This window comes from Nocardia sp. CA-135398 (genome assembly GCF_050955845.1).
Lineage (GTDB): Bacteria > Actinomycetota > Actinomycetes > Mycobacteriales > Mycobacteriaceae > Nocardia.
The window spans coordinates 8,576,898-8,597,808 of record NZ_CP192084.1 but is presented as its reverse complement, the minus strand read 5'-3'; the positions used below and the strand labels follow the sequence as shown (position 1 = coordinate 8,597,808).

Genomic DNA, 20,911 nt, shown 5'->3' with positions numbered 1-20,911 from the left:
TCCTGGTTTGTGAGGGCGGTTAGTTGATGAACCGCAGATCCGAAATCGTGTCGCTGGCAACCAACATCACGTAGAAGTCGGTCAGCACGAGCGTGCCGAGGGTGGTCCAGGCCAGCGCCATATGCCGGGTGTTGAGCTTGGAGACCTGGGTCCAGAACCAGTACCGCACCGGGTGGGCGGAGAAGTGCTTGAGCTTGCCGCCCATGATGTGCCGACAGGAATGGCACGACAGCGTGTAGGCCCACAGCAGCAGCACATTGCCCGTCAGGACGATATTGCCGAGACCGAAGCCGAAGCCGCCGGTCTCGCCGTGGAACGCGGTGATCGCGTCATAGGTGTTGATCAGCGAAACCAGCACGGCCACATAGAAGAAGTAGCGGTGCACGTTCTGGATGATCAGTGGCAGTTTGGTCTCGCCGGTGTACTTGGCGTGCGGTTCGGCGACCGCGCACGCGGGCGGGGAGAACCACACCGCGCGGTAGTAGGCCTTGCGGTAGTAGTAGCAGGTGAGCCGGAACCCGAGCAGGAACGGCAGCACAAGGAAGCCGAGCGGCAGGATCGCCGGGATGTGGCCGAACCACGCGCCGAAATGGCTGGAGCCCTCGACGCAGTCGCTGCTCACGCATGGCGAGTAGAACGGCGTCAGGTAGTGGTACTCCGGAACCCAATATGCCGTTCGCACATACGATCTGATCGTCGCGTAGATGACGAACGCGGCTAGTCCGACGGCGGTCACCAGCGGTGGGACCCACCACCGGTCGGTGCGCAGTGTGCGCGCGGAAATGGCGGCCCTGGTCTTGCTGAAGACGCCGGTGCCCGTTTCCGGGGCGGCGGTCGGTGCGGCACTCACAGGTGGATGCCTCGCTGATCTGCTGTGCGGATGGTCGCCGTGACCTCCGCAATCGAATGTGATGCTGAGCACCATACGACACCCCAGCTATCGCTCAACGGGGTCCCGGCAAAGCCGAGCCGCCCATGGGGCCGTGATTTGCACCACATTCGATCCAGGTTCGGTCGCCACACAGCGGGGTCGATCCGGACCTTTGCGCAGGTCAGGTCAGAACTGCGCGCAACGCACCAACTGATTTCGCAAGGACATGGGTAACTTGTCGGGCACGCCCAGGGTCACCACGTGCTCGACCGCCGCCGGGTCGCGCACATATGACCGGCAAAAGGCACGGGGAGAGCCGGGGCGGCGAACCGGATTACTTTGTGCGCGGGCGGGAGTGGAAGCCGAGGCCCTCGTCCTGTGCGCCCATCCACGCGGCTTCGTCGGATTTGCTGTCCGGTACGTAGATGACTTCCTGCGGACGGCGCTCGATCTCCTGCGGCGGCGACTGTTCGAGTTCGTCGGCATCGATGACGAGCCGCTCGAGGTCGTTCTCCAGTCGTCGCACCGAGTTGGCGTCGCCGTAGTGCGAGCGCAGTGCGCCGATGGATTGCCGGAGCTGGCCGACCGCGTAGCGCAGGTCCGCTATGTCGCTGCGTGTCATCGATACCTCCTGTATTCCTTGGCGGGCAGACGAGCTCGATGGCGGCGGTCGGTCCCATGTTCTGCCTGGGAACGCGCTCTACCGAGTCGTGTGACTCACCACACAACGTGATCTTTAACACAGTACGTGAGGAATTCGGTTTTGGCTCGTGGTGGCCACAATTTCAGTGGTTCGCCCGAAGGTTGTCGCCGGTTGGCTACCTGACGGTTGTGAGTTCGTAGGAGCGTCCGGTCAGCTGGCGGTGGCGTATCCGGGGCCGTGACCTTCCATGGCGGCGATGACCCGGTCGACCAGCGCGACGATCGACAACGCAACCTCCTCGGCCCGCTCCAGGTGCACGCTGTGCCCCGCGCCGTCGAGCCGGACCAACTCCGAGCCGGCCAGTTGCGAGGCGAGTACCACCGAATGCGCGAACGGCACCACGATGTCTGCCGAACCGGCCAACACCAGCGCCGGAATGCCGCCGAGTCGGTGCAGCGACGCGGACTCGTCGAAGGCCATCAGCGAGGCAAGGAAACTCGACATGGTGAGCAGCGGCGTGTCGTTCATCATCGCGGCGGCCACCGCGACCATGCGCGGATTGGTCCGCTTGGTGCCCATATTCGCCTCGCGCGTGATCGGCTCGAAGATCCGGCGCGAGAGCCGCTTGGAGGCCTGCATGATCCGGGGTGCCCGCAGCACCGCGAGCTGCAACGAGCTCACCGCGCGCCGGTTCAGGAAACGGCCGAGTCCGACCTCGGTGATGCCATTGGCCGCACCGGCGATCAGGCAGAGTCCGACCACCCGGGTGCCGATGGTCGCCGGGAACAGTCGGGAGTAGGCGAGGGTGACCATCGCGCCCATCGAATGTCCGATGAGGACGATCGGGCCGGTCGGCGCGACCGAGCGAAGTACGGCGTCGAGATCGTGGCCGAGTTGATCGATGGTGTAGGTCGATGGGTGGGCGACGCCCGATTCACCGTGCCCGCGGTGGTCGTAGAAGACCATCCGCACGTCGTCCGTCCCCCAGTGCCGCTGCAGTTGATCGCGCAAGAAAGACCAGGACTCGGTGCGCAGGCAGTGACCGTGCGCGAAGACGACGGTCAGTTGCGCATCGTCGTCGCCGAAAATGCGGACCGCGATCGGGGTGCCGTCGTCGGCCGATACCGTGATCCGGTGGCCGTCGTAGTCGGCGGCTCGCCGGGCAGTCGTCGTGGACATGACGATTCTCCTGTGTCTGGTAGGACACCCGGTTCGGAGCGTTCTTGCCCGGTTGTCGGGCGGGATTCCCGCACCGTTAGCGCGCCATACCGTCCGTTATGTACGCGTTGTCCAACTGACGCCGCTGATCGACCTGACCCCGGGCCCTCGGGTCCGTGGATCGGTAAATCTATGAATGGATAGGTCAGGCGCTAGATTCCGGTAGACGTCCATGATCAACCCGCGGCATTGCCGTCTATCGGGTAATCGATCGGATCTCCTAGAGTCCGCTAGAAATGTTATAGGACCGTAACCATACGCGGAATCTCGAAAATATGTCGATATCTAGAAATTTTCCGAGATATTCGAATACTCATCACGCAACGAGCCGCCACCCATACATGAGTGGCGGCTCGTAGCGTCCCGCGCGCCTACGTACCGGCGTGGCTACGGGTCGAGGGCAGGAACGGTCGCAGCAGGTTGGTCTCGGTCGACGGACCTATCTGCCATTCCGCGATCCACGGTCCGGTGCCCTCGCTCGGATCGAAGATGCCCTCCTCCAGCCACTCGTAGCGGCCGTCGAGGACGTTGCGGGTGAGGGTGCGATCGTCGTCGTCGGTGTTGTCCCACAGCGCGTCGAACAACTTCTTCACCCGAATCCGCGACTGCCTGCTGAAGGTATCGGCCAACTCCTCGGCGGCCTTGGCCTCCGGCGCGCCCGCGGCCCGCAGCGCCTGCGCGCGCACGCAGGCTGCCGAGATCGCGAACAGTTCGGCGCCGATATCGACGATGCGACCGAGGAAGTTCTGCCGGTACTCCAGGCCCGCCTGCCAGCGCGCCATCGCGTACATCAGCGATCTGGCCTGCTTGCGGGCGTTGCGTTCGACGAAGCGCAAATGCCTTGCCAGTGGCCCGAATTCGGCATAGGTCGCGGGTACCGTACCCGCGCCGACCGCCAGCTGCGGGAACCATTTGGCGTAGAAACCACCCGCGCCGACCGCGGCCTTGGCCTTGTCCTTGAGCTCGGCATTCCGATCGACCAGGGCACCGGCGGCGGCCATATGGGCATCGGCCATCTCCCTGGCGACCAGCAGCCGCATGATTTCGCTGGAGCCCTCGAAGATGCGGTTGATCCGCAGATCGCGGACCAGCTGTTCGGCACCGACCGCGCGTTCACCGCGGGCCCGTAGCGAGGCCGCCGTCTCGTAGCCGCGACCGCCGCGGATCTGCACGAGTTCGTCGGCGATCTGGCAGCTCATTTCGCTGGCCCAGAGCTTGGCCAGGGCCGCCTCGATGCGGATATCGTTGCGGGCCTCGTCGCACATGGTGGCCGAAAGGTCGAGTGCGGCCTCGAGTGCGTAGGTGGTGGCCGCGATGAAGGAGATCTTCTCCCCGACTGCCGCGTGCTCGCCGACCGGGCGACCCCACTGCACTCGCTGCGTGCACCACTGCCTGGCGATTTTCAGCGACCATTTCGAGGCGGCCGTGCACAGCGCCGGTATGGCGAGGCGGCCCGCATTCAGGGTGGTCAGCGCGATTTTCAGGCCGTCGCCCTCGCGACCGACGAGATTGCGCTTGGGAACACGGACGTTGTACAGGCGCGTGACACCGTTCTCGATGCCGCGCAGACCCATGAACGAATTGCGCCGCTCCACGGTGATGCCGGGCGAATCGGCCTCGACGATGAAGGCCGAGATGCCGCCGCGGTGCCCCTCGCTCTTGGGAATCCGGGCCATCACCACCAGCAGTTCGGCGACCACGCCATTGGTGGTCCACAGCTTCACGCCGTTGATCTCGTAGGCCTCGCCGTCCGCGGTGGGGGTCGCGGTGCTGGCCATCCGGGCCGGATCCGAGCCGACATCGGGTTCGGTGAGCAGGAACGCGCTGACCGCGCCCGCCGCGCAACGAGGCAGGAATTCGGCCTTCTGCTCCGGGGTGCCCGCCAGCTTCAGCGGTTCGGGCACGCCGATCGACTGGTGCGCCGAAAGCAGCACCCCGAGGCTGGGGTGCGCGGACCCGACCAGCATCAGGGCCCGGTTGTAGCCGACCTGGGACAGGCCCTGGCCGCCGTACTCTTCCGGGATCTTCAGGCCGAAGCAGCCGAGTTCGGCCAGACCCTTGACGTACTCGTCCGGAATCTTGGACTCCGCCTCGATGACGCTGCCGTCGAGCGTTTCGCAGAACGGCCGCAGCCTGGCCAGATAGGCCTCGGTGCGCGCGGCGTCCTCGTCGCTGGGCTGGGGATAGGGGTGGATCAGATCGAGCCGGAATCGTCCCAGAAACATCTCCTTGGCGAACGATGGTTTGGCCCAACTGGTTTCGCGGGATTCCTCGACCAGTGCGCGGGCCTGTTCTTCGGTGGCGTCGACTTTTGCGGTAGTCGCCATGATGTCCTCCTCGGACGTGATCAGGATCACATAAGAGTGTAGGAGGGTTTGTTACCGGCCGGTAGATGTCGAGGTAGAGCGTTATCTTTCAATCGCTGATCGGTGCGGGCAAAAGCCGTGCTGTGGCCGGGATACCGGGTCGCCGACGGCGGCTACGACGGCCGGTCCGCTCCGGCACCGTGACTCCCCGGCCACCGGGCTGAGCTGTGCCGTGAGTTCTTCGTTGGTCTGTTATTGGTCGCGGTTCCTAACTTGGCGCTACCAGCTTCACCAGCAGGGGAGAAGCTTCGCGCACCACGAGGAACATCATGTACGCAGCACAGCTTTCCGGCGCTCAGCGGATTCGCCGGGTGATTGCCGCCGCGGCCATCGGGGTCGCCGCGGTGGCCGCGACCGCCGCCATCGCGGCACCGGCGCATGCCGAGGTTCAGTATCCGGCGTCGATCGAGCAGTGTCTGGCGGCCAAGCCGACGCTGCAGGAGGGCGTGCGCAACCAGGGGCCGTGTGTCGCGGCGGTTCAGGCCTTCTTGACCTTCGGCTACGGCAACGGCCAGGTCGATGTCGACGGTAAGTTCGGCCCGAAGACCAAGGCCGCGGTGCGGAATTTCCAACGGGCCGTTGGTATTTACGACGACGGCGTGGTCGGCCCGGCCACCTGGCGGTCGCTGCGGAATGCCTGCACGTCGCAGGGCAATTGCGACTACCGCTATCCCCTGCCGTTCTGAGCTTTCGGCTACACGCTGCGCAGATAGCGACCGAAGTGCGGCACCGTGAATCCGATGGTGCCGCGTTCGGCCGAATAGATCAGGCCCTTCTTGATCAAACCGTCGCGGGCGGGTGAGAGCGATGCGGGTTTGCGGCCGAGCTCATTGGCCACCGCCGCGGTCGGCACCGGACCGTCGTCGCCCGCCAAATCGGCCATGGCGCGCATATATTCGCGTTCGGCGGGGGTGGCGCGCTCGTATCGGGAACCGAAGAATCCGACGGCCAGTTCCTCTTCGGCGCTCGGGGCCGCCACCTCGACATCCTCGGCGGTGATCGGGCTCTCCGGTGCCTGATCCCAGGCGGCCTTGCCATAGGCCTGGACGAAGTACGGATAGCCATCTGCCCGCTGGTACAGGGCATCCAGCGCTTCCTCGGTGAACTTCACCTCTTCGCGCTCGGCCGGTGCGATGAGGGCTTGATCCGCCGATTCGCGGTCCAGCCGGTCGATGCGGTGGTAGCTGAACAGTCGCTCGGAGTAGCTCTTCGAGGCCGACAGCACCGCGGGTAGGTGCGGCAGTCCAGCGCCGACCACGATCAAAGGCGCGGTGTCCTGGCTCAATTCGTGACAGGCCCCGCAGATCGCGGAGATATCGGCCGGACCGAGGTCCTGCATCTCGTCGATGAATACCGCGATGCCGACGCCGATATCGCTGGCCAGTGCGGCCGCCTCCTTGAGCAGTTCGATCAGATCGATCTCGATATCGCCGGAATCGGCGCGACCGGTGACCGCCGGCACGTCGATCCCGGGCTGCCAGCGCTCCCGCATGCCCTTATCCGCGGTGGACCGCAGCGCGAAAGCCTTGAGTATGCCCAGGAAGTCGTCGACGCGCTCCTGGTTGCGGTGCGCCATGGCGATCGCGCGGACTGCCATATGCAGCGCGGACGACAGCGGGCGGCGCAGTTCCTGATCCGGACGGGCCTCGATTTTGCCTGTGCCCCAACCGCGTGAGCCCGCGGCGGAGCGAAGTTGGTTGAGCAGCACGGTCTTTCCGACACCGCGCAATCCGGTGAGCATGACGCTGCGTTCCGGCCGACCACGCGCGATCCGCTCCAGCACAACGTCGAAAGCCTTGAGTTGCTTATCGCGCCCGGCCAATTCGGGTGGGCGCTGTCCGGCTCCGGGAGCATACGGATTCCGCACGGGGTCCATACCCACACACCGTAGCCCGTTTCGTCAGCCGAATCTGGCCATATATAAGGCGTGTCCTAGATATTGCTAGCAAACTGTCGCATGCTGAGGGGCATGCCCACGGAACCACTCCCCACCCTCGCCGAGTTGGTCGAGTCCTGGAAAGTTCCCGCCGAAGCCCCGGTGGCCGGTCACATCCGCGCCAACATCCTGGAGGCGATCGAAGGCGGACTCGACGATCCGCAACTCGTCGCCGATATCGCGGTGGGGCCGCTGGTGGTGGCGCTCGGTCGGCTGGAGGTAGGCCTGGCCGATGCGCGGCGGCGCATCGATGAGTTGGAGCGCGCGCTCGAGCAGCGCAGTGCCGGATCCGACGGCTAGTGCCGCAGTCAGGATTGCTTGCTTCGCGGCAGCTCGCCGAGCGTAGTGATATGGCGGTCGAATTCGTGTGGGTGACCACCATTCGACTACGTTCGACGGAACCCTTTGGCCGAGCAGCAATGCGGCGGAAGCTAGCTGGACCCGGCACTCGCAGTCGGTGGGCCGCGAATCTGGTGGGGCAGTATCAGTTCCGGTCGGGACCTCGATTCGATAACAGGCGGCGCGGCGCCGATACCGTGTCGTGACCATCGTGGCGTGTCGCAATTGCGACGCCCGTCCTGGGTTTTCGCGATTATCCGCGAAGAGGCTGGTCTGTGGGCTGGACAACACCGCGTCCTGGCCGTAATCTCTTCGTGACCCAGTGGAGTCTGTCGGTTCGGAAGAGAAGCGGCGCCACTGAGTTGCCGCCAAAACGGCTGTCGGGGCCACCAATTCCGGCTGCCGTACCGGGACCCAGAGATTCAACTGGGAGTTGGGGCCGTTCTGCCGGTCCGAACCGACAGCTGACCCGGTCGGCGGGAGAGCAGAAAGATCGGAGACTCGGCTCGGTGGGTAAACACAGTTTGCAGCGGGAATCGCGGCTACCGAATTCCGTCAAGGGTGCGATCGTCATGGGCGCGGTCGCCGCAACGACTGGTGCGATGCCCGCGATCCCCGCGATGGCAGCCACCATCAACGTCCCGGGCATCGGCGATTTCGACGTCCCGGTTCCGCCGGAATTCGATCAGCAGGCCCAGGATCTGGGCAAGCAGCTCACCCAGGCACTCGCCTCGATGCCCGCAGCGCCCGCTCCGGAGGCTGTTGCCCCGCAGGCCGCGCCGTCGCTCCCCGGTCTGTTCGCCCCCGCCATGCCGCAGATGTTCCACAACACCGCCAGTGACATCGCGCTGGACGCCGCCAAGAGCAAGGTCGGCGCGCAGTACTCCTGGGGTGCCTCCGGACCGTTCAGCTTCGACTGCTCGGGTCTGGTCCAGTGGGCCTACAAGCAGGCCGGAATCGAACTGCCGCGCACCAGCTTCGAGCAGTCGCACGTCGGCGCTCCGGTCGCCTTCGAGGACCTGCAGCCCGGCGATATCGTGGTGACCAACGGCGGCGGCCACGTCGGCCTGTACGCGGGCGACGGCAAGCTGCTCAATGCGGTCCAGTCTGGTCAGCCGGTGTCCTACACTCCGCTGCGCCCCGACATGGTTGTTACGGCACGCCGTATGGTCTAAGGGTGGCACCCGCCCAACCGACCACCAAGAACACCGCCCCGAACCAGGCCCGCGTGGACTCCTGGACGTGGGCGGTGCGTCTTTTCAAGACCAGGTCCGCGGCCGCGGAAGCATGCCGCGGCGGCCACGTTCGCGTGAACGGCGCTACCGCCAAACCGGCCCAACCGGTTCACCCCGGTGACGAGGTCCGCATCCGAGCCGGTGGCGTCGAACGCATCGTCATCGTGGAGCGGGTCATCACCAAGCGCGTCGGCCCTCCGATCGCCGCACAGTGCTTGATCGATCGCAGCCCCGCACCGCCGCCGCGCGAGATTGTCGCATCCATGCCACGCCGCGATCGGGGTTCCGGTCGACCCACCAAGCGGGAACGTCGCGAGACGGATCGTCTGCTCGGCCGCACCGACAACTGAGGCGCTGGATTTCGCGCTGCGGTTTGCGATTCGAGTGGCCGCGAGTGCGATGGTGCACCGAGCATTATCGCGGATGCTTCGCCGGGCACCCGCGGTGGTCATCGCGGCATGGCGGCTATCTTGGCCGGAATGGCGATCATCGCGCCGGGGTGGACGAGCAGTGCGAGGTCGGTGTTCCCGCTACAGCTGGGTCAGGTGACCCGCGCGGTAGAGCGCTCGACATTCGCCGCGGCGGAGTTTGCCGCTGGAGGTTTTCGGGATCCGGCCCGGCTCGACCAGGATGACCGCTCCCGGTGTCACCTCATGGGCGGCCGCGATGGCATTGCGGATGCGACGGGCCAGTTCCGTTGATCCGGTGACCGCGGTGTCGGCGAGTTCGGCGACGACGACCAGATCCTCGCGGTGGCCGTCATCGTGGCCGAATGCGGTTACGTGGCCGAGGCGCACCTCGGGCGCGCAATCCGAAACCGTGAATTCGATATCGGCCGGATAGTGGTTGCGGCCGTCGATGACGATGAGATCCTTCAGTCGGTCCGCGATATAGAGCTGACCTTCGTGCCAGAAGCCGAGATCGCCTGTGCGCAGCCAGAATTCGTCACTTCCGGACAGGGTGGCTCGAAATGTCGCCGCGGTGGCGTCCGGATCGTTGTAGTAACCGGCGCAGACATTGGGGCCGCGGACCCAGATCTCGCCGATGGTGCCCGCCGCGACCTCGATGTGCTCATCGGGTTCCACCACCGCAACCCGCTGGCCCGCACGGCCGCCGCAGCCTACGAGTGGAACACCCTGCTGTGCGGTCTGTACGCGGCCCTGTGCCAAGGCCGCACGGTCGAATCGATGTGTGACGGGTTCGTCTCGCTCACCACAGACGGTGACCGAGAGTGTGGCCTCGGCCAAACCGTAGCCCGGTGTGTGGGCGTAGTGCCGGAATCCGTAGGGGGCGAAGGTTTCGGTGAAGTCGGCCAGGGCCTCGGCGCGGATCGGTTCGGCGCCGTTGAGCAGTGCGCGGAGGTGAGATAGGTCCAGGCCCGCGCGTTCTTCGGGGGTCGTTGCCGAGACCGCCAGGGTCAGGCCGAAATTGGGACTGCCGGTGGTCCCGGCACGGTAATCGCTGAGGGCGCGTAGCCAGCGGATCGGACGCTTCACGAATTCCGCTGGTGCCATGGTGATTCCGTGCACGCCCGAGTAGAGCGGTAGTGAAAGTGCCATGACCAGACCCATATCGTGGAAGAACGGCAGCCAGGAGACGATGGGCTCGGTGCGCACCGCCGGTACCGCGGTCCACAACTGATCCAGTGCCGCAGCGAGATTCGCGTGCATTACTTCGACGCCTGCCGGGGTCTTGGTCGATCCGGAGGTGTACTGGAGGTAGGCAGTCTCTGTTCGATCGATGGTCGGGTCAGCTGCACGGTTGGTGGTGTGCGGTGCGAGCTTCAGCGCTTGGCCTAGTGCCGGACCGAAGATCTCGCTGGTAGCGGTGTCCGTCGGCGAGATCAGGCTCAATGCGGGTCGGGCATCGGCGAGTACACCTTCGAGGCGGTCCCGGTTGCTATTGCCGGCCGGCGGAAACAACGGCACTGCAATGCGATTGCTGTAGAGGCAGGCGAGAAACGCTATGACGTAGTCGATTCCGTGCGCACACAGTATCGCCACGCGGTCACCAGGATCGGTTGTCGTCCTGAGCCTTTCGGCCTGCGCCGCGGTTACGTGGTGTAGTTGTTCGTAGGTCAGTGTGACCGGAGTGCAATCCCGGCCGCGATAACGCAATTCGGTGTATGCATTGTCGTTGGGCCTGGTTCGCGCCCACTCGGCAACCCGGGCGGCCAGGACATTGGTCTGCCGCGTGGTATTCGGCGACCTCACCGCACCCCGTCGGGTCTTGCGGTGGCGACTCGGTCGGCCAAGGCGGCACCGAGTGCGGTGATGGTCGGGTGTTGGAACAGTTCGGCGGTCGAGATGCGGATATTGAGGCGGGTTTCGAGGTGGCGGCGCATTTCTATACCGAGCAGTGAGCTCAAGCCCAATTCGTTGAAATCGGCTTCTGGATCGAGGTGGTCGGAAGTCAGATCGAGGGTTGCGGCGAGCGCGGTGCGGATGGTCGTGGTGAGTGGTTCGGTTGGATGGTGCTGCTGGGATACCGGATTCGGTGGTGCTTCCGGTGTCGACGGTTGGTCGGTGAGCAGGTTTCGCAGGCGGGTGGCGACCGGGTCGGAACCGGTGGTCGGCGTGTACTCCAAGGCGAGCAGGTAGGGCTCGTTGTAATACATGGTCTGGGCGAGTAATTCGGTACCGCGCGGGAAATCGAATGCGGAGATTCCGGCGCGGCGCAGATGTGCCGCTCCGCCCGCGCTCTCGGTGAGGCCCGAATCCCATATGCCCCAGCCGATACTCAGTACGCGCCGACCGGGGTGGGCGCGGGCGAGTGCGTCCATTGCGGCATTCGCGCTGGCGTAGGCGGCCTGTCCAGGTGCGCCGAGCGCGCCCGTGGCGGAGGAGAACAGCAGCACGAAGTCGGTGGGATCGACCGCGGTGAGTTCGATGAGATTTCGCGCGGCAATGGGTTTTGGTGCGAACATGCGGGCGAGCTGGCGGGTGGTTACCGCGTCGAAGGCGGCGTCTTCGAGTGTGCCCGCGGCGTGCACGACACCGCGAATGGTGGAACCGCATTCGCGAACGTCGTTGAGCGCATTGGCGAGATCGCTGCGGTCGGCGGCGTCGCAGCGCACTACCACGATGCGGTCCTCCAGTCCGTCCAGTAGTGCGGGCACCGGTCTGGGTGCGCGGGTGAGTACCACGACATCGTGCGCGCCGGCATCGAGCAGCCAGCGCACCGCGACCGAGCCGAGCGTACCCAGACCGCCGGTGACGACGTAGGTGCCGTTGGGGTCGATCGGCGTCGGAGTGGCTGATCGGGGTCGGAAGTGCACGAAACGGCGGGTGGTGATGGCATCAGCGCAGATACGCAGCTCATCGGGCAGTGTGGTGGCGATGAGTTCGCGCAGTCGGGACACCGCGGTCGGTGACGTATCGGTCCACACGAGTCGCACTTCGCGGCCCGATTCGAGCTGCATCGATCGCGCCAGACCGGCGATCGCCATCGGCATGATCGAATTGTCCTGTCGGCTACGGGCGGTCAGTTGGCGGTCGGTCGCGCTGGTGGTCGGGAGCACCATCGTCAAAGATGCTGTGGCGTGCTCGGATTGGACGCGTTGCAGCAGATCGAGCACTCGCCCGGTGGTGGCGATGACACTGTTCGCCGACTCGGACTCGTGGCGGGGCGCGCCGGATTCGGCGGGCCAGATCACGACGACCGCCGTATCCGCGGTCCCGGTGCGTCCGGCGAGTACGGCGGAGACGATCGGACCGGCGGCATCCGGTTCGCGGGCGACGCGTTCGGTGGGCAGGGTGCGGTCGAGTTCTCTGGCGAGCCGTACGGCGAGTCGGGATTCGCCGATGACCAAGGCGCGCTGCGGTTTCGTTGCGCTGTTCGCCCTGTGCTGGAAGGGGACCCACGTTTCATGGCGGAAAGGGCCGACCCGCGTTGTGGATTCCACCGTTGCGAAACGTATGCGGACTCCCGACAGCGCGAGCACCGGGACGCCGTGCTGATCGGTGCCGATGATGTCACCGGTCAGGCCGGTGGTGGATCGATCACGCACCAGCGCATGGGCTTCCAGCAGCACCAGGTCCGGTTCGGCGGACAGCCAGGCGGATTCGATGCCGATCGGCAGTGCAATGGCATCGGCGGGCAGGTGGTCCCAGCTCGCGGCGGCGAGCAGCTGCAGACAGCTGTCGAGGGTCGCCGAGCGCTGTAGCGGGGCGGAATCGAACGATCCCACCGCACAATCGGGCCCGGCCTCGATATCACGCAGCGCGCGGAAGGCGGGACCGTAGTCGAGTTGTCGCGCGCGCAACGAGTCGTAGAAAACACCTGGCGTGAGCACCCGCATCCGCCGACGCGCGGCCCGATTTGCATCGACCACCCGCATCCATGCGACGATATCCCCGGGTGTGGGGTCACCGGCCAACCGTGCCGAAGCCAGCGTCCCGGCGCCTGTGACCTCCGCCTGCAATCTTCCAGCACCACCGACCCGATAGGTGACAGCGGACAGCGCGGCGAGCCCGGTCCGCTCATGCACCACGAAATCGACGATCGCCCGCCCGTTCCCAGCCAGCCCCAGCAGCCTGAGCAGCCAGAAGACCGCGGGGACGGTCGGCACGCCCTGCACCACGTGATCGTGGAGATCGTCGGCGGGGAACCCGGATTCAGCGATGCAGACGCCGGATGCGCTCGAATCGACGGCATCTCGGCCGATGCTGATACTGAGACCGGCGGTTGTACTCGGGTCGTACGTGTCTCGTCCGCCAGCGGTTTCGAATTGGGCGGCTGTGTTCCCGCCGTGGACGTCGCGGCCGCCGTTCGGGGCCTGGACACCTCGGCCGCGAGCGGCACAGTTTTCGGTGGTTGTGTGTGCGCCGTGCGTGTCTCGTCCGCGAATGGCGTCGTGTCCGGCGGTTGTATTCGGGTCGTGGGCATTTCGACCGCGTACGACGTCCACTCCGATGCCCGCGCCGAAGTCGGAGACCGAGGAGTCGTCGACAGCGTGGCCGTTGACAGCGGGATCGGCGGCACTGCGATCCGTGGCACCGGGCTGAGTCGCGGCGATGTGGATTGTGCTGGGCGCGGCCGTGGTGTCGCGGGTGGTGCTGGGTTCGGTAGCGGCGTCGCGGGTCGTGCCAGGTTTGGTGGCGGTGTGTGGCTCTGTGTGAGCGACGGACGGGGTACCGGGCTTGGTGGTGGTGTCGCCGTCGGTGTGTCGCTTGGTGGTGTCGGATTCGGTGACAGTGCCGCGGGTGGTGCTGGTTTCGGTGGCTGTGTCGTGGATGCTCGGCGCGGTGACGGGTTCGGTGGTGCAGGTGTTGTCGACGGTGTCGGATTCGGTGACGGCGTCGCCGGTGGTACCGGGCTTGGTGGTGGTGTCGCTGTAGGTGTGTCGCTTGGTGGTGTCGGATTCGGTGACAGTGCCGCGGGTGGTGCTGGTTTCGGTGGCTGTGTCGTGGATGCTCGGCGCGGTGACGGGTTCGGTGGTGCAGGTGTCGTCGGCGGTGTCGGAATCGGTGACGGCGTCGCGGGCGGTGCCGGATTTGGTGGCGGTGTAGCGGGTGGTGGGTCGCTCTGGGGGAGCGGCGTGCGAGGTGCGTGGTTCGGGGGGAGTGTTGTGGATGCTGGGCTTGATGGTGACGCGGGTGGCGTCGGGGTCGAGGGTGGTGATCAGGGGGAACCGGCGGTGGGCCCATTGGCGGGGTGGGGGAGGGGTGGTGAAGGGGCCGTTGGCGGCCCAATTCAGTGGGCGGCCTTCGAGATAGAGGTTGCCGAGGCAGGTCAGGAAGGATTTGGCCTCGTCGTTGCGGGTGGTTACCGGGTGGGTGGCGTCGGCGAACTCGGGGAACTCGCGGATCGCGGGCGTCAGTACCGGATGGGGTGCGAGTTCCAGTACCGTTGCGAATCCATCGTCGGCGGCTTGTTGCAGCGCGGCAGCCAACTCCACAGTGCTCGAGGCGTTTTCGGCCCAATAGTCGGCATCCATTGCCGCCGTGGTGATCGTTTCGCGTGGACGCGCGGTGGAGTACACCGGGACGCGCGGCACCTGCGGCGTGAGACCGTCGAGCGTGTCGACGAATTCGGGCAGCAGCGCGCCGACCTGCGGGCTGTGTGCGGCGAAGTCGACGGCGATTCGTTGCGCGAATATCTGCCTGCGCTTGGCCCGGCGGACCAACGCGTCGACGTAGCGCGGTGCACCCGAGATCACCACCGAACGCGGTCCATTGATCGCCGCGATCGCTACCGTCGCGCGCAGCGGCTCGACCAGCCGCGCCGCCTCATCCGCTGTCGCCTCCAGCACGGCCATCGCACCGTGCCCGTCGAGCCGCGCCAGAATCCGGCTGCGCTGCACCACGACTCGGGCCGCGTCCGAAAGCGATAACGCACCGCTCACCGCGGCACCCGCCACTTCACCGAGGCTGTGCCCCACCACCGCATCCGGTTCGATGCCCCACGACGCGAGCAGTTCGGCAAGGGCCACCTGGAACGCGAAGATCGCCGGTTGCACGAGTTCAGTCGCGCTGCTGCTGGCCGCCCTGCTGAGCACGAACCCGTTGCGCGGCGTCCACACCCGCCCGCCACCCACCGCCGCAATCGCATCCGCGGCAGTGGTCACCGCCTCCGCGAATACCGGATAGCGAGCCGCCAGACCCCGCCCCATCTTCGAATACTGCCCACCCTGCCCAGAGAACAGGAACAGCACCCCACCCCGCCGCCGCACCGACGCAGCGCCGATCCCCCCACCGGCCAACGCCCGCAACTGATCCACCGCATCATCCAGATCCCGCACAACCACTGCGGCCCGCGCGCTTTCGGGTATCAACCGCGCCGCAGCAGCCGCGAAATTCCGAAGAATTTCGCGACTCCCTGCGCTCGAGTAACTCGACGCAATCGCATCGATCGCAGCGCTCACGCCCTCGCGCGAACCGCCGCTAGCGGCTTCGCTCGAGTCACTCGTGCGTTCGTGTGAAGTTCGGCTGGTGTCCTGCTGCCCAGGGTTGCTGCCGTCGTCTCGTGCCGCGCTGCTTGCGCCGGTACCCGACGCGGAGCTGATGCGATCGTGCGCGACGCTGCTGGGCATGCCACGGGAATCCCGGCTCGTGCTCTCGCGCGCTTCGCTCGTGCCCTCGTGTGCAATGCGACTGGGCTGCGGGGTAGTGGTGTCGTCTTGTGAGCTGCTACTTGCGCCGTTGTTGGAAGGGGCGCTGATGTTGTCGCGCGATGCGCTGCTGGTGCGGTTGCCCGAAGCGGTGCTTGTGCCGTCGCGCGATGAGGTGCTGGTGCCGTCGCCTGAAGCGGCGCTTGTGCCCTCGCGTGACGGGCTGGTGGCGCTGCTGGCCCCACCGCGTGCGGCGTCGCTCGTGCCGTCTGACAACATGCCAACCCCCTCGAGCAGTTCGGCCCATCGCAGCGCGTTCGACCGCAGCTGGGCGATGTCGCGACCGGTGACCGGAAGCAGTACGGGCGGTTCGTGATTCCGATGACGCGTAGCCTCGATCCCGCGCAGCGCCACATGCGCGTTTGTCCCGCCGAATCCGAACGAGCTGACTCCGGCGTGCCGCGCACGCACTGGTGTTTCGGTCCAGTCGACAGGTTCGGTCGGGACTCGCAGTCCGTGCTCGGCGAGCTTCAGCAGCGGATTCTCGGTGTGGAAATTGATGGTCGGCGGGATTACGCCGTGCCGAATGGACAGCGCCGCCTTGACCATTCCGGTGATTCCGGCGGCCGCCTCCAGATGTCCGATATTGGATTTGAGTGAACCGATCCAGGTCGGTGCGGCATCGCTCCCGACTACCGCGGCGAGCGCGCCCACCTCCACGGCATCGCCCAATGGTGTTCCGGTGCCATGGCATTCGACGTACCCGACATCACGTGGATCGAGTTCCGTCCAGGCGGTCCGAATAACCTCCTGCTGGGCTCGGCCGTTCGGCGCGTACAGCCCGTTGGACCGCCCGTCCGAACCGACTGCCGTGCCGAGGATTTCCGCGTACACGCGATGCCCGTCCCGCAGCGCATCGGTGGTGCGCCGAAGCACCACTACGGTGCACCCGTCACCGCGGGTATATCCGTCGGCCGTGGCATCGAACGGTTTGCACCGTCCATCGGGCGCGAGGAAACCGCCCTCGGCCAGGTAGTCCGAGGTATGCGGCAGCAGTGCGAGATTCACCCCGCCGACGATCGCGAACGGCACCGCGTCATCGGCCAGCAGTCGCACCGCGAGATCCACCGCGGCCAGCGAGGACGAGCAGGCGCTGTCCACCACCAGGCTCGGCCCGTGCAGGTCGAGGACATAGGAGAGCCGGTTGGCGATGATGCTGAGCGCCGATCCGGTGACCGCGTACGGCGCATCGTGCCCGTCGCGGCCGAGCACCGCGATGCCGTGATCGTAGGCGCACGCACCGAATACCACCGCTGCCCCGGAACCCCTGGTGCGATAGCCGATTCCGGCATCGTCGAGCGCCTCCACCGCGACCTCGAGCGCCAGCCGCTGCTGCGGATCCATCAGCGCGGCCTCGCGACCGGAGATGGCGAACCAGTCGTTGTCGAACGCGTCGACATCGGCGAGATATCCGGCGTGGCGCGTGCCAGGTCGACCGGCCGGCGGTGCTCCGGTGGCATCCCGGCCATCGCACAACATTCGCCAGAACTCGGACACATTCGGCGCGCCGGGCACCCGGCAGCCGATGCCGACGATCGATACCGGCGGATACAGCCGGACGGAGGCGCTCTCGGCGGTGTTCATCGCATCGCGAGATACTCGACAAGCTGCTCGATGTCCGGATGGTCGTAGAGGGCGGTGAGCGAAACCTCGACTCCCACGGCATCTTCCAGATGCGCCGTCAGTCGTGCCAATTGCAGTGAGCTGAGGCCGAGATCGCTGAACGGAGCATTGGTCGAGACCGTCGCGGCATCGACATTCAGCAGGTCGGCGATGGCGGCGGTGGCAGCGCTCAGTAGCGCGGCCCGCCGTAGACCGAATTTGTTCGAAACACTGTCGGCGACTGTTCGCAGGTCGCTCGAGACAACACCCTGCCCGTCCGGAAGATCAGGCCCCATCCGTCCTCCTCCCGTCGCCGGAGGGCTGCTGCCCCCACGCCGGTACCCCTGCGATTATGCCGTAGATATCGGCGCGATCAAGGTGTCCCTCAGGCGGGTGAATTGTCCGGAATTGTCCTGCATACCCGGCTCTTTCGTCGTTTACTGTGATCGCCTACGGTGACACCGTGCCCGAATCAGGAACCGAGCGGACGCCCACCCTGCCGACCGTGCTGCGCTGCTGCACGGCACTGGCGGCCACGCCTGGTCGACTGCTGCGCCCACGTCGCCCCGATACCGCATTGCTGGCCGGTTTGGAGCCGGTCGCATTGCCGCAGACCGAGGCGACCGTCGGGCTCACCGTCCTGATGCAGGCCCGCATGGCCACCCCCACCACGATCGTCGCGGAGGGCGTGCGCAGCCTGCGCGAGCTGCCGATGACGATGTCGGCCTATCTGATCGAGCATCCGAAGGCGCGATTCCTGGTCGATCCGGCGCTGTGCGCGGGTGTGCACGATCGGGTGCTGCCCGAGCTGCCGTTCCCGATTCCACTCCTGGTCGCACCCGATAAGCCGGTGCTCGGCCTCTCGGACGCGCTGGCCGCCCGCGATATCGCCGTCGACGCGATCGACTTCGTCCTGCCGACCCACCTGCACTGGGATCACGTCTCCGGCCTGCTGGAACTGCCCGATTCGGTGACCATCCGACTCCCCGCCGTCGAACGCGCTTGGGCACTCGACGGCCCCCACGCCCCCGTCGGCGTTGCCCGGGGCCCTCTGCGTGGGCGTACCTTCGACACCTTCGAACTCGACGGCCCGCCGGTGCTCACCTTCCCGCGCAGTCTGGACCTGTTCGGCGACGGTTCGGTGCTGCTCGTCGATCTCGCCGGACATACCCCGGGCAGCATCGGCGTCCTGCTCGCGGTCGACGACGGCACCCGGGTGCTGCTCGCGGGTGACGCGGTGTGGAACAAACTCCAGATCGAGCTGATCCGTGAGAAGGCCCCCATGCCCGGCCAACTCTTCGATGCCGACCGTGACGCCACCTTCGCCACCATCCACCGCCTGCACGCCCTACCCGGCGGCATCGAAATAGTCGCGGCCCACGACTACGCGGCCGTCGAGGCGCTGGCAGCCAGGTAGTGCTGGTGAAATGTTGGATCGCCTGGGCGACAACTGATTTTGTGAGTACATGGGTAACTTGTCGGGCACGCCCAAAGCCCAGCCAGAATCCCAACTGTCAGCCCGCGACGGTAGTTACGGTGCACTGACGACCGGCAAAAGATCCGGGGAGGCGGGGGAGCCCTCGTCGAGCTGCTGCCAAGTGGCGTGCACCTCGAACGGAACAAGCGAATCGATCGCACTGGCAGAACGGTCCGATCGGGTGTGGTGCCCCGCCGAGACGTACTCCCCGGCCGAGTTGAGCGTCAGCATCTCGATCGAAACCGCGGGACCGTCCTCATTTGCCATCCGGACGATCCAGTAGTGCTGGATCCCGAACCGGGCATACTCCGCACGCTTATCGACCAGGTCGGCCGTGATCGTGGTCGGCGAGACAACCTCGACCACCAGCACGGCGTCGGCGGCTGTCGGCTTCATCCGCCACTTCGGCCGAGGCTCATCGATGCAGCGGTAGACAATGACGTCCGGCCGCTTGTAGTGGAACGGGACCTCTGAGACCAACATGTCCACGTTCCGGTTGACCCGTAGGTACGGCTCGGCCGAACCGCGTTTGGCGTGGCCGTCGAGCAACGCCCGTTCGATATTTCGGGCTATCGCATTGTGATTCGGCGAGGCGGATTCGCAGTGGGTGATCATCCCGTCTTTGATCTCGACATTGCGCGCCATGTCCTCGGGCATGGACAGGTAACCGTCGATGTCCACCGGCAGGATGTAGGTCTTCGGCAGAGACCAGTCGAACGCTTCCGACACGGATGACCGTCCTTTGGCTGGTAGTCGACGTCATCGTAGGTCAGCGTTTGGCCTGACATCGGTCGCGGTCACCCCTCGATGGACTGCGACGGTTCGGGCGAGCCCTGGGTGCTCGGCCCAGGGCTCGCAACGAGTCGCTAGGCGACCACCTTTTCCGCGAGTCGCGCGGTGATCAGTTCTTCCGCCTCGGCGACCATCCGGTCGATCAGTTCGGCGCAGGACGGGATGTCGTGGATGAGTCCCTGGGCCAGGCCAGCCGACCAGATGCCCGCATCGAGATCGCCCTCGTCGAAGACGCGGCGTCCGCGCGCACCGGCGACCAGATCGCGGACATCGTCGAAAGTGCCTCCGGCCTTTTCGATTTCGACCACTTTGCGGCTGATCTCGTTATCCGCGACGCGCGCGGTATTGCGCATGGTCCGGAAGATCAGCTGGGTGTCGAGTTCGGAGTTGGCGACGATCTGTTCCTTGACCTTCTGGTCGATCGCCGACTCCTGTGTGCACAGGAAGCGGGTGCCCATATTCACACCGTCGGCACCGAGCGCGAGCGCGGCGACCAGACCGCGGGCATCGGCGATGCCGCCGGAGGCGACCATCGGAATGTCGAGCACCCGTGCGGCGGCGGGGATCAGGATCAGGCCGGGAATATCGTCCTCACCCGGATGTCCGGCACATTCGAAACCATCGATGCTCACGCCGTCGACGCCGATCTTCTGCGCCTTCAACGCATGCCGCACGCTGGTGCACTTGTGCAGCACCTTGATACCGGCTTCCCGGTAGTACGGCAGGAAGGGCTCCGGATTGCTGCCCGCGGTCTCGACGATCTTGATACCGCTCTCGATGATCGCCTGCACGTATTCGGCGTACGGCGGCGGATTGATCGACGGCAGGATCGTGACGTTCACGCCGAACGGCTTATCGGTCAACTCCCTGGTCCGCGCGATCTCCTTGCGCAGATCGTCGGGAGTGGGCTGGGTCAGGGCGGTGATGAAGCCGAGCCCCCCCGCGTTGGCGACCGCCGCGACGAGGCCCGCGCGGCCGACATGCATCATGCCGCCCTGCACGATCGGGTGTTCGACGCCGAATGTCTCGGTGAACCTGGTACGCAGCATTGCGCTTCTCCTATGCGTTGCGGGGCGTGCCAGTGGCGCCCTTACGCAGTGATGGTGACACGAGAATCGTCCGCGGTTCAACTCACAAGTGAGCCAGGATTCGCACTGTATTCCCCTCTGACCGTGCGTGTAGGCAGGAAGCAACTATCGGGATAGCCACTGAAAATGCAGCTAGGGGCGATTTTCGCATCGCAAACCCGAGCTGGAGACGATTAACAGCGATTCGTAACTCGGCGCCTTGCCGCCCGAATAAGTTAGTTGTTATTCTGCTC

15 protein-coding genes are annotated in these 20,911 nt (G+C 65.9%); 5 read left to right on the top strand and 10 right to left on the bottom strand.

What is annotated here, in order from left to right; translation table 11 throughout:
• Window positions 1-19: 19 nt before the first annotated feature.
• From ACQP1T_RS38225 to ACQP1T_RS38210, 4 genes are all read right to left on the bottom strand, one after another.
• Window positions 20-850, bottom strand: a complete 831-nt coding sequence (locus ACQP1T_RS38225; RefSeq protein WP_433757814.1) for a hypothetical protein — start codon at window positions 848-850, stop codon at window positions 20-22.
• Between the two features lie 355 nt (window positions 851-1,205).
• On the bottom strand, window positions 1,206-1,493 hold the full coding sequence (locus tag ACQP1T_RS38220) for a hypothetical protein (protein WP_433757813.1): 288 nt from the start codon (window positions 1,491-1,493) through the stop codon (window positions 1,206-1,208).
• Window positions 1,494-1,724: 231 nt separating this feature from the next.
• On the bottom strand, window positions 1,725-2,693 hold the full coding sequence (locus tag ACQP1T_RS38215) for an alpha/beta fold hydrolase (protein WP_433757812.1): 969 nt from the start codon (window positions 2,691-2,693) through the stop codon (window positions 1,725-1,727).
• 410 nt (window positions 2,694-3,103) lie between these two features.
• Complete coding sequence (locus tag ACQP1T_RS38210; RefSeq protein WP_433757811.1) at window positions 3,104-5,059, bottom strand: acyl-CoA dehydrogenase family protein; 1,956 nt, start codon at window positions 5,057-5,059, stop codon at window positions 3,104-3,106.
• Between the two features lie 308 nt (window positions 5,060-5,367).
• Here ACQP1T_RS38210 and ACQP1T_RS38205 point away from each other — a divergent pair, with 308 nt between their 5' ends.
• Window positions 5,368-5,784: a peptidoglycan-binding domain-containing protein gene (locus ACQP1T_RS38205; protein WP_433757810.1), complete on the top strand. Its 417-nt coding sequence runs from the start codon at window positions 5,368-5,370 to the stop codon at window positions 5,782-5,784.
• An 8-nt stretch (window positions 5,785-5,792) separates the two neighbouring features.
• Here ACQP1T_RS38205 and ACQP1T_RS38200 read toward each other — a convergent pair whose 3' ends face one another.
• Window positions 5,793-6,974 carry an AAA family ATPase gene (locus ACQP1T_RS38200; RefSeq protein ID WP_433757809.1) on the bottom strand — a complete coding sequence of 394 codons (1,182 nt, stop codon included), beginning with the start codon at window positions 6,972-6,974 and terminating at the stop codon, window positions 5,793-5,795.
• A 93-nt stretch (window positions 6,975-7,067) separates the two neighbouring features.
• On the opposite strand from ACQP1T_RS38200, the gene ACQP1T_RS38195 reads away from it, so the two are divergent.
• From ACQP1T_RS38195 to ACQP1T_RS38185, 3 genes are all read left to right on the top strand, one after another.
• Window positions 7,068-7,334 (top strand): hypothetical protein, encoded by a 267-nt coding sequence (locus ACQP1T_RS38195; RefSeq protein WP_433757808.1) that lies wholly within the window; start codon window positions 7,068-7,070, stop codon window positions 7,332-7,334.
• 548 nt (window positions 7,335-7,882) lie between these two features.
• Entirely contained in the window at window positions 7,883-8,548 is a 666-nt protein-coding gene (locus ACQP1T_RS38190) for a C40 family peptidase (protein ID WP_433757807.1), read from the top strand.
• A gap of 2 nt (window positions 8,549-8,550) precedes the next feature.
• Complete coding sequence (locus ACQP1T_RS38185; protein WP_433757806.1) at window positions 8,551-8,958, top strand: RNA-binding S4 domain-containing protein; 408 nt, start codon at window positions 8,551-8,553, stop codon at window positions 8,956-8,958.
• A gap of 180 nt (window positions 8,959-9,138) precedes the next feature.
• On the opposite strand, the gene ACQP1T_RS38180 is transcribed toward ACQP1T_RS38185, so the two are convergent.
• The 3 genes from ACQP1T_RS38180 to ACQP1T_RS38170 are packed head-to-tail and all read right to left on the bottom strand — an operon-like array spanning window position 9,139 to window position 17,617.
• Window positions 9,139-10,821 carry a fatty acyl-AMP ligase gene (locus ACQP1T_RS38180; protein ID WP_433757805.1) on the bottom strand — a complete coding sequence of 561 codons (1,683 nt, stop codon included), beginning with the start codon at window positions 10,819-10,821 and terminating at the stop codon, window positions 9,139-9,141.
• Window positions 10,818-17,303 (bottom strand): SDR family NAD(P)-dependent oxidoreductase, encoded by a 6,486-nt coding sequence (locus tag ACQP1T_RS38175; RefSeq protein ID WP_433757804.1) that lies wholly within the window; start codon window positions 17,301-17,303, stop codon window positions 10,818-10,820. The genes ACQP1T_RS38180 and ACQP1T_RS38175 overlap by 4 nt, the downstream gene beginning before the upstream one ends.
• The gene (locus ACQP1T_RS38170; protein ID WP_433757803.1) at window positions 17,300-17,617 is read right to left on the bottom strand and encodes an acyl carrier protein; all 318 of its coding nucleotides are present in this window, start codon (window positions 17,615-17,617) and stop codon (window positions 17,300-17,302) included. The genes ACQP1T_RS38175 and ACQP1T_RS38170 overlap by 4 nt, the downstream gene beginning before the upstream one ends.
• A 167-nt stretch (window positions 17,618-17,784) precedes the next feature.
• Here ACQP1T_RS38170 and ACQP1T_RS38165 point away from each other — a divergent pair, with 167 nt between their 5' ends.
• Window positions 17,785-18,738 carry an MBL fold metallo-hydrolase gene (locus ACQP1T_RS38165; protein WP_433757802.1) on the top strand — a complete coding sequence of 318 codons (954 nt, stop codon included), beginning with the start codon at window positions 17,785-17,787 and terminating at the stop codon, window positions 18,736-18,738.
• 114 nt (window positions 18,739-18,852) lie between these two features.
• Here the strand turns inward: ACQP1T_RS38165 and ACQP1T_RS38160 are convergent, their stop codons facing one another.
• Window positions 18,853-19,527 (bottom strand): Uma2 family endonuclease, encoded by a 675-nt coding sequence (locus tag ACQP1T_RS38160; protein WP_433757801.1) that lies wholly within the window; start codon window positions 19,525-19,527, stop codon window positions 18,853-18,855.
• Between the two features lie 137 nt (window positions 19,528-19,664).
• The gene (locus ACQP1T_RS38155; RefSeq protein ID WP_433757800.1) at window positions 19,665-20,639 is read right to left on the bottom strand and encodes an NAD(P)H-dependent flavin oxidoreductase; all 975 of its coding nucleotides are present in this window, start codon (window positions 20,637-20,639) and stop codon (window positions 19,665-19,667) included.
• Between the last annotated feature and the right edge of the window lie 272 nt (window positions 20,640-20,911).

Coding starts and splice junctions, on each gene's coding strand:
- ACQP1T_RS38175 (WP_433757804.1), bottom strand. CDS start 17,303: ATGAACACCGCCGAGAGCGCCTCCGTCCGGCTGTATCCGCCGGTATCG.
- ACQP1T_RS38200 (WP_433757809.1), bottom strand. CDS start 6,974: ATGGACCCCGTGCGGAATCCGTATGCTCCCGGAGCCGGACAGCGCCCA.
- ACQP1T_RS38205 (WP_433757810.1), top strand. CDS start 5,368: ATGTACGCAGCACAGCTTTCCGGCGCTCAGCGGATTCGCCGGGTGATT.
- ACQP1T_RS38220 (WP_433757813.1), bottom strand. CDS start 1,493: ATGACACGCAGCGACATAGCGGACCTGCGCTACGCGGTCGGCCAGCTC.
- ACQP1T_RS38210 (WP_433757811.1), bottom strand. CDS start 5,059: ATGGCGACTACCGCAAAAGTCGACGCCACCGAAGAACAGGCCCGCGCA.
- ACQP1T_RS38215 (WP_433757812.1), bottom strand. CDS start 2,693: ATGTCCACGACGACTGCCCGGCGAGCCGCCGACTACGACGGCCACCGG.
- ACQP1T_RS38155 (WP_433757800.1), bottom strand. CDS start 20,639: ATGCTGCGTACCAGGTTCACCGAGACATTCGGCGTCGAACACCCGATC.
- ACQP1T_RS38195 (WP_433757808.1), top strand. CDS start 7,068: ATGCCCACGGAACCACTCCCCACCCTCGCCGAGTTGGTCGAGTCCTGG.
- ACQP1T_RS38170 (WP_433757803.1), bottom strand. CDS start 17,617: ATGGGGCCTGATCTTCCGGACGGGCAGGGTGTTGTCTCGAGCGACCTG.